This is a genomic window from Ruegeria sp. AD9 (assembly GCF_056542305.1).
In genome coordinates, this window is record NZ_JBQFZP010000035.1 from 1 (window position 1) to 9,149 (window position 9,149).

Sequence of the window (9,149 nt, forward strand, 5' to 3'; positions counted from 1 at the left end):
CGATCAGTGGCGGAGCTACGCACTTGACATGACCGCGTGATCGTACCCGCATCAGACTTTTGCAATCAGTGCAGAATAAGTTGGCAATCCCGGCCCAAGCGCTATTCGTGCAACGCGGTCCCCCTCATCCACCTTTTCCTTTACTCTTTCCCATACCGGTCATTCTCCGGACGGTGGCACCTCGGCCCATACCAGATATCGGTACTCGCCGCCCTCGCTCAACGCGCGCTGCACGATGTCGCGGATATTTGCGGCAGATCGCTTCGGATCGATAAAGATCTGCCATTGCCTTTCGTAGCCTGGGGTCTCGTTCGCCAGGAAGTCGTACTCGAAAGCACGCCCTGGCCCTTGGCCCTCGAGCCGCACAACCTCCAGTCTGGCTACGCTATAGCCCCGAGATGCTATGTATTCGTTGAATTCAAGCATCTTGCTAGAAGGCTCGACGTACACGAAGGCCCCCGTTTCGAGCTTGTCCAGCATTTCGTCAAACTCATTTTGCATATTCACTTTCACTCCAACGGCCTGATGATCGGGTCAGGTTCATTTTCTCTGTCCCGAAGAGGACGGTTCCTATTGCTTACGGCGACGACGTGCCCTTCCGGACCCAAGAGTACCCAGTGCCCGTCCTGTCCAGTCAGCAAGGTCATGTCATGACCCCTATAGTCACCACGTCCGGCGACGATGCCGCTGAGATCGGGGCGGGGATTGGCAATGATGTCATCGATCTGTTCGGCAGTGTGCCCTTTTCCTGTGATGTACTCCAGCCCGTCGCCCTTGCTGCCATGGTCGCCAATCGTATTCCCGTCGGGGGTGGTGAAGGCCTCATTCCGACGTGCCTCGACAATGCTCGGACCCGCCGCATCCGGAATCGGCGTGGAAAAGATGTTGCCGGTCGGGTCTTCGACGGCGGGCGAGCCCGTGTGGTTCGGCAGACCAAGGGTCTCGACCGGATAGGTTTCCAGCCACTGGTCGATGCGTTCCGGCGTGAAGCCAGGAAGTTCACCCAACCGGCGCTCGCCCTCAGTGAGTTCCGGGAAAACCTCGACCCAACCTTGGGCAATCGTGCCGTCCTGCAGCCGCAACCGGCCTTCCGCGAATGCGTTATAGCCTTGCTGCACGAAGTCTCCGAGGGCAAGTTGTGCGGCAGGATCCCCTTCGACGACACGCACGATGGTGCCAGGGTTCAACATCTCGTAAAGCGCGGCCGCCTGGCCTGCGATCTGCGCGGCCTCAACCGACTTCGGCAAACTGGACCCGAGACCAGAGATGACCGCTTCCTGCACCAGTTCGTGGGCCATAGCCGCAAGGAGCCCTTCGGCCGTTCCGGGATTGACGCCAAGGATCTCCGCCGCACGTTGGAGCCGACGTCCGGTGGCCAGACGCGTGAATTCCTGCAGGGCGCCGCTGGCGGCCAAAGCAGCCAGAGCGGCAGTTCCAAGTGGTGTGATCGCGATGGCGCGGAGACCGAGGCGACGCAAGATGGCGTCCACGGGTGCCTCGACCGGAAGGGCAAGTTCTGCAAGAATTGCATCAGTCCGCGACCCTGGCGTGATCGGCTCTGCATGGCAGCGGCAGTTGTGCGCCTGCCCCGGATGGCCGCCAGCGGGCGGGGCGTCCCAGCGAAACACCTGATCGTCGTATTCGGCATGGCTGTCACGGACTTTCGCGTCGCCCTGAGACCGCCAGATGTAATGCTCGATCCCCAAATCCTGCTGCCGAAGCTGATTGATCAGGCCCGCGAAGGCCCGAAGCAGGCGTTCTTCCATCGCCGCCCGCAACGGACGCAAGCGTTGCGGGTGGGTTTCGTATTCCTCGAAGATGGCCGTCAAGCGCGCATCCCACAGGCGCAGCGCCTCTTCCTTCGCATCTGTAACATCGCGAAGGTTGGCGTCGGTCGCCAATGGCACGGTGTCCGGGGGCGTCAGAGCGTTCAGCAGCATGCGGGTGTTGTCGGCTATCACGCGTTCCAATTGGTCGATGAAATCAGTCCGCAGGTCCGCATAGCCGGGGAAAAGCGATTTGATCGAAATGCCTGCACGGTAGCCGTACACGGCTCCGTTCTGCCGCGCGAAAACGTACTGACCACTGCCACCGTGGCGGAGAAATTCGCTAAGACTGTGTTTCATGGAACCTCCCGCTGACCCGCGCGAAGGTATGTATCGCCAATGTGTTAAGAAGCGATCAGCCGACCGAACGTTGCCTTGATCAGGGGCCATTCTTGCGGACGACGGCATGCGAAAGATCACCAGAGTGAGAGGCGTGCCGGTTTTCCGGTGACGGGTTGAGGGCTGGGAGAGTGGCTCCCGGCGCCCGTCGCGGGAGATCGCAGATGGGCGTTGTGGAAGTTCTGGATCCGGTTCAGCCGGCGCGGGCCGGTGGCTGGAAAGTGGATGTGAGCCGGGGCGAGCGGAACATATCCTCGACGTCGCTTTTGCTTTTCGAGGTTTTGGAGCGCTTCACCGGCCTGGGCTTCGTCATCATATGTCACCATCATGGCTTGCCCGTTTGTCCCAATACGTCCCCAAGTACGAAGGACGGACACTTCCCCAAACAGCGTCGGCTGCAATTCTATTCCATAGAACCGCGCCATGTTAATGTCGGGGTCCACATGGATCAGGTGGACAGGTGTGGTTGCCGTCAGTTCCATGACGCGATTGTCGGCAAACTCAGCCCGTCTGTCCAATGACATTGCGAAATCAATTCCCGTGAATGGACTCTGATCCTGAATGGAAAATGACATTGAATGCATCCGCTACTACTATAGCTGACCAATATGTAGGTAATAGGATCGGCCATGTTTCGTTTTCTACTATTTGCTTTCGTGATAGGTCTTGCCGCCAGCGCAGGCACGGCGCAGACACCGCCTTCGGCTGATGAGGTCGCGCAATACGACGGTCTCTTCGCAGCCGCTCACACCGGCAACGAAAAAATGATCCGGCAACTCGTTGCGGCAGGGGCAAACGTCAACGCACGGGACTCGCGGGGTCGCACACCAGCCCATGTGGCCGCCTTTGCTTCAGAGGACGAGGCATTGCGTGCACTGGCTGAGGCCGGTGCTGACATGAACGCGCTTGAAGGTCAGGCCTACGACGTTGTCACAATTGCGGCCGTTGCAAATGATCCAGAACTGATGACGCTCGCAATCGAGTTGGGAAACGATCCCGGACTAACGACCAGCCCTTATGAAGGAACGGCACTGATTGCAGCCGCGCATCTCGGTCATGTCGAGATTGTTCGACAGCTGATCGCTGCTGGCGCGCCTCTGGATCATGTGAACAATCTGCATTGGACCGCAGTTGTCGAAGCCGTTGTGCTTGGTGACGGCGGCTTGGACCATCTTGCGGTTCTGGATGCGTTGTTGGCAGCTGGTGCTGACCGATCGCTTGCCGATCGTAACGGCACTACACCGCTCGAACACGCCGAACTGCGCGGATTTGCTAAGATGGCAGAGCGGCTAAGAAAAGAGGACTGAGGCCAGTCCAGCAGGCTGAAGCGGAGCGTTCCACCTCACAGGTGCCGATGGCAGCTTGGATGAGACCAACCTCAAATCAAGTTCCTCTCGTAGTGGAGCGGTGACAGATTTGAACACATCTCACGGGTAACGGCACAATGGACAAGATCAGAAAAAGTGAACAGGACTGCCACAGCGACCTCGTATTCGCGAGGCGTGGTTTTCTTGGCGCATCAGGCTTTAGCGCACTGACAATTGGATTGAGTGGCTCCGCTGTAGGCCAAACTTCTACAAGGGCGGACGACGCAGTACCTCAACCAAGTGATCCCAAGGATGCCACATTCATGGAGCGCGCGTTCGAAATGCGTCAGTATGCGATTGATCATGGAGATCAGGGGTATGGCGCAGTTGTGGTGCGCGATAACATTATTATTGGCCAATCGTGGAGCAGGGTCATTTTGGATCAAGACCCCACGGCCCACGCTGAAATGGCCGCGATCAGGGACGCGGCGCGTCGTCTCAGTGACCGGGATTTGAGCGGAGCGGTTCTGTACTCATCTTCCCGGCCATGTCCCATGTGTGAGGCCGCGGCATACTGGGCTGGAGTCCGCCTCATGTTCTACGGCCGGAAAATCACGAGCGCAGGTTCGCCGAAGCTTTGCAGTTAGAATGGTTCTCAGCCATCAGCGACGTTTCATTTTGCATTCGCCTCCCACGGTGGGAAGTCGGCAAATAGCCGTCGTTCGACCTTGATCACCATCGCTGCGGTGCGGCTCATCAGAGGAGACATTCGCTGCGCGAGCAAAGCTCGAATACAGGCGGAGTTCAGAAGAGCGGACAATGCTGTCGATTGCAAAGAAGGTGAGAAAGTCGGGGAATCATCACGCGCCACAATTGCTTTGGAACGAGGCGGCGGACTTGAGCGCTCTTCCGCCCTGCGAGCTACGCTTGTTCCTTCAACCAATTCCTGACTGTTGCCACAACTTCAGGTTTCCTGGGGGCTCGAGGGGCCACCACGTAATATCCCTCTTCCGTCGTCACCGAGATATCGAACGGCTGGCAAAGCCGGCCAGATTGAAGATCAGCTTCGACAAATTCCCGGTTCGTCAGCGCCACGCCTTGTCGGGCAATTGCAGCATCAATCGCGAGCGACGTTTGGCTGAACGCCATTGTCTTGAGAGCCGAAACAGGCTGATCGCCAAGTGCGGCTTCGAGAAACAGGGGCCATTGGCCATGAGTGTCTTCCAGCAGTACCTGGGTCAACAGGTCTTGTGGGGAACGGATCGAGTTAGAGCCATCGGCAAGGTCCGGATGGCAGACCGCAATCAGCTCTGCATTGAACAGCGGCTCCGCCAGAAGGCCCGGCCCGAAGGGGGGCTTGCCCTGACGGATCGCAATGTCGACTCCATCTGTCTGGAAATTCGCAAGCGCGTTCGATGCGTCCATGCGAACGCGAATCTCGGGGTGATCCAGGGCAAGTGTCCCCAGTTTTGGCACCAGCCACTTTGTTGCAAAAGAGGGGGTTGAGCTGATTGTCACCACGGTGTCCTGAGGCGACAGATTGGCTGTTGCTTCGGCCATCATCTCGAAGGCGCGGCGGATCGGGGGAAGGTATTTCCGGCCTTCATCCGTCAATGACAATCCGCGGGCTTGTCGTTCAAACAGTTTGATTTTCAACAACTCTTCAAGCGCGCGCACCTGTTGCGCAACGGCACCCTGGGTGACACCAAGCTCTTCCGCGGCAAGCCGGAAATTTAGATGACGCCCCGAAGCCTCGAAAGCCTTCAAAGAGTTCAATGGTGGTAGCTTGCGCATGGTACTTGCTCCAAGGGAGTAGAATTTCTACAGCGTTAAGACAGAATTACTGATTGGTCAAATGCTGTGATAGGCCCGATGTTGGACCCAGACGGATACAACGAGGTTCACGGAGACGGAAAATGGCTGACAAGAAAGTAGCGATCATTATGGGCGGCGGCAGCGGCATGGGAGCAGACAGCGCCCGTCGGCTTGCGGCTGACGGCTTCAATGTCGCCATTCTGTCTTCGTCGGGCAAGGGCGAGGCTCTGGCACAGGAATTGGGCGGTATCGGCGTGACCGGCACCAACAAATCCAGCGCGGACATGCAGAAGCTCGTCGATGCGGCCATGGAGAAATGGGGTCGCGTCGATGTGCTGGTCAACTCGGCCGGTCACGGTCCGCGGGCGCCGGTGCTGGAAATCAGCGACGGCGACTGGCATGAGGGCATGGAGGTTTACTTCCTGAACTCTGTACGTGCCACGCGGATTGTAGCGCCGATTATGCTTGAACAGAAGTCGGGCACGATCATCAACATCTCGACCTTTGCCGCGTTTGAACCCGATGCGGTTTTCCCGACCTCGGGCGTGATGCGAGCGGGGCTTGCGGCCTATACCAAGCTGTTTGCGGACAAATACGCCGCCGACAACGTTCGTATGAACAACGTCTTGCCGGGCTTCATCGACAGCCTGCCGGAAAACCCGGATTTCCTGGCGAAGATCCCAATGGAGCGGTACGGCAAATCGTATGACGAAGTTGCCGCGACCGTGGCTTTCCTGGCCTCGGAAGGCGGCGCCTATATAACTGGCCAGAACATCCGCGTGGATGGCGGCATTACACGCTCGGTCTGATCCGAGTTCCAGCGCGAAAGACAAAATCATGAAACCGACTTCGAAAGACTCCTCTTGGGAGATGGATCTCCCTGTGTTTTCAGCAACCCCGAAGCATGATGCCTATGACGTCGTGATTATCGGCGGTGCCACGATGGGGGCCTGCACTGCGTGGTTTCTGGCCTCGAATCCTGACTTCAAGGGCAAGGTTCTTGTGGTTGAGCCCGACCCGACCTTCTCAAAGGCCCAGACCGGGGCCTCGAACAACTGCATGCGCCAGCAGTTTGCCAACCCAATCAACGTGAAGATTGGGCAGTACGCGGCAGAGTTCGTGCGCGATTTTCGCAAAAACCTGGGCGGTGACCCGAAGGTGCCCGAACTCAGCATCCGCAACTTCGGTTATCTCTATCTCTCTGACTCCCCGGATTTGACCAAGGTTCTGCAACGGGACCAAAGCGTTCAGGAGGAATGTGGTGCAGGCACCAAAATGGTGGCGCCCGAAGAGATTGCGGCAGCGTATCCGTTCTACAACCTCGATGACATCGAAGCGGGCAGCCTGAACACCGTCGACGAAGGCTATTACAACGCCCCTCTGATGATCGAATGGCTTATCAAAAAGTCGGTCGAAGGCGGTGTCGACTATGTTCAGAACACAGTCACCGCGATCACGCGCGACCGCAACAAGGTAACCGGCGTGACCCTCGCCACAGGCGAAGTCATTGCGGCGGGCGCCATCGTCAATGCCGCAGGAACCCGTGCCGGAACGATCGCCGGTATGGCCGGTGTCAAACTCGATATTCAAGCCAAGCGGCGCTATACGTTCATTTTCCGCGCCAAAAAACCGCTGGATCGCGACCTGCCCCTGACCATCGACCCGACAGGCGTGCATTTCCGACAATTCGGCGATGATTACCTGGTTGGCTGTCCGCCTCTGGGCGAGGATGCAACCGTCGACCCAGACGACTTTTCGGCAGAGGAAACCATCTGGGAAGACAAGGTTCACCCGATCATCCGCAACCGTATTCCACAGTTCAAGGATGTTGAAGTCATCGACTATTGGATTGGGCACTACGATTTCAACACGTTCGATTTCAACGTGGTGATAGGTCCGCATGACGAGGTGTCGAATTTCCATTTTACCAACGGATCATCAGGGCATGGATCGCAACAAGGCCCCGCAGTAGGTCGGGGTGTCGCCGAGCAAATCATCTATGGCGAATTTCGTTCGATGGACCTGTCACCGTTTCTCTATGAGCGCTTTGCCAAAGGCGAACGCGTCATCGAACGCGCCGTAATCTGAGGAAGTTGATATGAGCTACAATGTGAAACTCTCGGGTGTCATGCCCGCCTTGGTCACACCGTTTGATGCGGCGAACAAGATCGACTTTGACGCCTTCGAAACCCTCCTGACCCATTTCCGGGATGCGGGCGTGACGGGCTGGGTGCCAAATGGCTCGACCGGCGAATATTTCAGCCAGTCGACCGAGGAACGGCAGCAGGTTCTGCAATTCGTCAAGGAGTTCGCCAACGATGACGAGATTCTGATCGCCGGCACCAACGCGCCCGCTACACGGCAAGTGATCGAACAGACCGCCATGGCCAAGGAGATCGGCTATGACAACGTGCTGTTGGCGCCGCCTTTCTACACCCGTCCGACGCAGGACGAACTGATCAGGCACTATGAAACTGTGCTGGCCGAGGTTGATGTGAATCTGGTGCTTTACAGTTACCCGGCCAAGGACGGCAGCGATATCAGTTTCGAGCTGATGGATCACTTCGCAGACAACCCGCGTGTCATCGGAATCAAGGAGAGCTCGGGTGTGTTGCAGCGCGCAATCGATATTGCCACTCGGTATGAAGGCAAGATCCAACTGATCTCAGGCTCGGACGACATCGCTTTGGACTTTATGTTCTGGGGCGCGGACAGCTGGATTTGCGGCCCGTCGAATTTCCTGGCCAAAGCCTGCTGCGATCTGGATCGCGCCTACAAGGCGGGTGAGCTGACCAAGGCAAAGGAAATCATGGCCAAGCTGTACCGTGCGATGAACATCCTCGAAAGCGGCAAGTTTGTGCAAAAGATTAAGTATGGTTGCGAACTGCAGGGCTTGCCGGTGGGCGAATGCCGTGCACCTCTGGGTCCGCTGACCAATGAAGAAAAGGCCGCTTTGAAAGAGGCGTTGGAGCCGATCCAGGCCATGTGACTCTTGTGCTTGGGGTGGCCGCCGCCCCAAGTCCAGCATTTTAGGTAGCGTGCCATGAGCACATCAACTGCAACAACCACAATTGTCATCGGGGCCGGAGTGATCGGCGCCGCCATCGCCTATGACCTGCAGAAGCGAGGGCGAAACGTGACGCTGATCGACCGGGACGCTCCCGGTTCAGGTGCATCCTTCGGCAACATGGCGTCGATTGCGGTGAGTGAATTCATGCCCGTGGCGCGCCCCTCGACATGGAAGCAGATTCCCGGCTGGATGATGGACCCGGAAGGACCGATCCGGGTCAGTCCGCGCTACATGCCGCGTCTGATCCCTTGGTTCATCCGCTTTTTGGCTGCAAGCCGCCCGTCCACTGTTAGGCGATTGGAAGCGGCGGGCGCGGCGCTTTGTCAGCATTCATTGGCGGACACGCAGAGCCTGATGGCCGAAATTGGCATGGAGGAGCAGCTGTCGCAAACAGGGTGCCTATCCCTTTACGCCAATGAGGCCGAGTTCCAGGCTGACCGCGAACGCATCGATATGTTGGAACGGTTTGGCTTCGACTATGAGGTGTTGGACGCCGCGGCCATCCGTATTCTCGAGCCGGAAATTACCCATCAGATAACCAAAGCCATCCTACTGCCAGACAATCGAACTTTGGCGGATCCCTTTAAGTTCGTGGAGCGGCTTGTAGAGCGTTTCGAAGGCTTGGGCGGTATCGTACGCCGCGCTGATGTGACCGGATTTGAACGCAGCGCCCGGATAACCGGTGTTCAATTGGGCGTCGCGCGTCTGCTTCGCGGATGGGGTGGATGGCGTCTGCAGCCAACCGTCGCGCTTTGCGGCAAACTGCAGAAGACATCTTCTGCAAGGAAAGGA

At 57.8% G+C, this 9,149-nt stretch carries 10 protein-coding genes; 6 read left to right on the top strand and 4 right to left on the bottom strand.

Annotated features, from left to right (window positions below; genetic code table 11):
• Positions 1-159: 159 nt before the first annotated feature.
• The 3 genes from ACR0AM_RS21085 to ACR0AM_RS21095 all read right to left on the bottom strand — a co-directional run bounded on the left by ACR0AM_RS21085 (position 160) and on the right by ACR0AM_RS21095 (position 2,740).
• Entirely contained in the window at positions 160-513 is a 354-nt protein-coding gene (locus ACR0AM_RS21085; RefSeq protein ID WP_480478399.1) for a hypothetical protein, read from the bottom strand.
• Entirely contained in the window at positions 510-2,126 is a 1,617-nt protein-coding gene (locus tag ACR0AM_RS21090; protein ID WP_480623940.1) for a phage minor head protein, read from the bottom strand. Before ACR0AM_RS21090 ends, ACR0AM_RS21085 begins: the two co-directional genes overlap by 4 nt.
• Before the next feature lie 116 nt (positions 2,127-2,242).
• Positions 2,243-2,740 (bottom strand): WGR domain-containing protein, encoded by a 498-nt coding sequence (locus ACR0AM_RS21095; RefSeq protein ID WP_480623941.1) that lies wholly within the window; start codon positions 2,738-2,740, stop codon positions 2,243-2,245.
• A 54-nt stretch (positions 2,741-2,794) separates the two neighbouring features.
• Here ACR0AM_RS21095 and ACR0AM_RS21100 point away from each other — a divergent pair, with 54 nt between their 5' ends.
• Both ACR0AM_RS21100 and ACR0AM_RS21105 read left to right on the top strand, forming a co-directional pair.
• Entirely contained in the window at positions 2,795-3,472 is a 678-nt protein-coding gene (locus tag ACR0AM_RS21100; protein ID WP_480623942.1) for an ankyrin repeat domain-containing protein, read from the top strand.
• A gap of 137 nt (positions 3,473-3,609) precedes the next feature.
• A complete protein-coding gene (locus ACR0AM_RS21105) occupies positions 3,610-4,119 on the top strand; it encodes a nucleoside deaminase (RefSeq protein ID WP_480623943.1) in 510 nt (169 codons plus the stop codon).
• A 274-nt stretch (positions 4,120-4,393) separates the two neighbouring features.
• Here ACR0AM_RS21105 and gcvA read toward each other — a convergent pair whose 3' ends face one another.
• Positions 4,394-5,266, bottom strand: coding sequence for a transcriptional regulator GcvA (gcvA, locus tag ACR0AM_RS21110; RefSeq protein WP_480476256.1), 873 nt, complete (start codon positions 5,264-5,266; stop codon positions 4,394-4,396).
• Positions 5,267-5,388: 122 nt separating this feature from the next.
• On the opposite strand from gcvA, the gene ACR0AM_RS21115 reads away from it, so the two are divergent.
• The 4 genes from ACR0AM_RS21115 to ACR0AM_RS21130 all read left to right on the top strand — a co-directional run.
• Positions 5,389-6,096 carry an SDR family oxidoreductase gene (locus ACR0AM_RS21115; RefSeq protein WP_480476254.1) on the top strand — a complete coding sequence of 236 codons (708 nt, stop codon included), beginning with the start codon at positions 5,389-5,391 and terminating at the stop codon, positions 6,094-6,096.
• Between the two features lie 28 nt (positions 6,097-6,124).
• Entirely contained in the window at positions 6,125-7,375 is a 1,251-nt protein-coding gene (locus ACR0AM_RS21120) for an NAD(P)/FAD-dependent oxidoreductase (RefSeq protein ID WP_480476252.1), read from the top strand.
• A 10-nt stretch (positions 7,376-7,385) separates the two neighbouring features.
• A complete protein-coding gene (gene dapA, locus ACR0AM_RS21125) occupies positions 7,386-8,276 on the top strand; it encodes a 4-hydroxy-tetrahydrodipicolinate synthase (protein WP_480476250.1) in 891 nt (296 codons plus the stop codon).
• A gap of 54 nt (positions 8,277-8,330) precedes the next feature.
• Positions 8,331-9,149 (top strand): NAD(P)/FAD-dependent oxidoreductase (locus ACR0AM_RS21130; RefSeq protein WP_480623944.1); only part of this gene is annotated, 819 nt, incomplete at its 3' end.

Coding starts and splice junctions, on each gene's coding strand:
- ACR0AM_RS21120 (WP_480476252.1), top strand. CDS start 6,125: ATGAAACCGACTTCGAAAGACTCCTCTTGGGAGATGGATCTCCCTGTG.
- ACR0AM_RS21095 (WP_480623941.1), bottom strand. CDS start 2,740: ATGTCATTTTCCATTCAGGATCAGAGTCCATTCACGGGAATTGATTTC.
- ACR0AM_RS21105 (WP_480623943.1), top strand. CDS start 3,610: ATGGACAAGATCAGAAAAAGTGAACAGGACTGCCACAGCGACCTCGTA.
- dapA (WP_480476250.1), top strand. CDS start 7,386: ATGAGCTACAATGTGAAACTCTCGGGTGTCATGCCCGCCTTGGTCACA.
- ACR0AM_RS21100 (WP_480623942.1), top strand. CDS start 2,795: ATGTTTCGTTTTCTACTATTTGCTTTCGTGATAGGTCTTGCCGCCAGC.
- gcvA (WP_480476256.1), bottom strand. CDS start 5,266: ATGCGCAAGCTACCACCATTGAACTCTTTGAAGGCTTTCGAGGCTTCG.
- ACR0AM_RS21090 (WP_480623940.1), bottom strand. CDS start 2,126: ATGAAACACAGTCTTAGCGAATTTCTCCGCCACGGTGGCAGTGGTCAG.
- ACR0AM_RS21115 (WP_480476254.1), top strand. CDS start 5,389: ATGGCTGACAAGAAAGTAGCGATCATTATGGGCGGCGGCAGCGGCATG.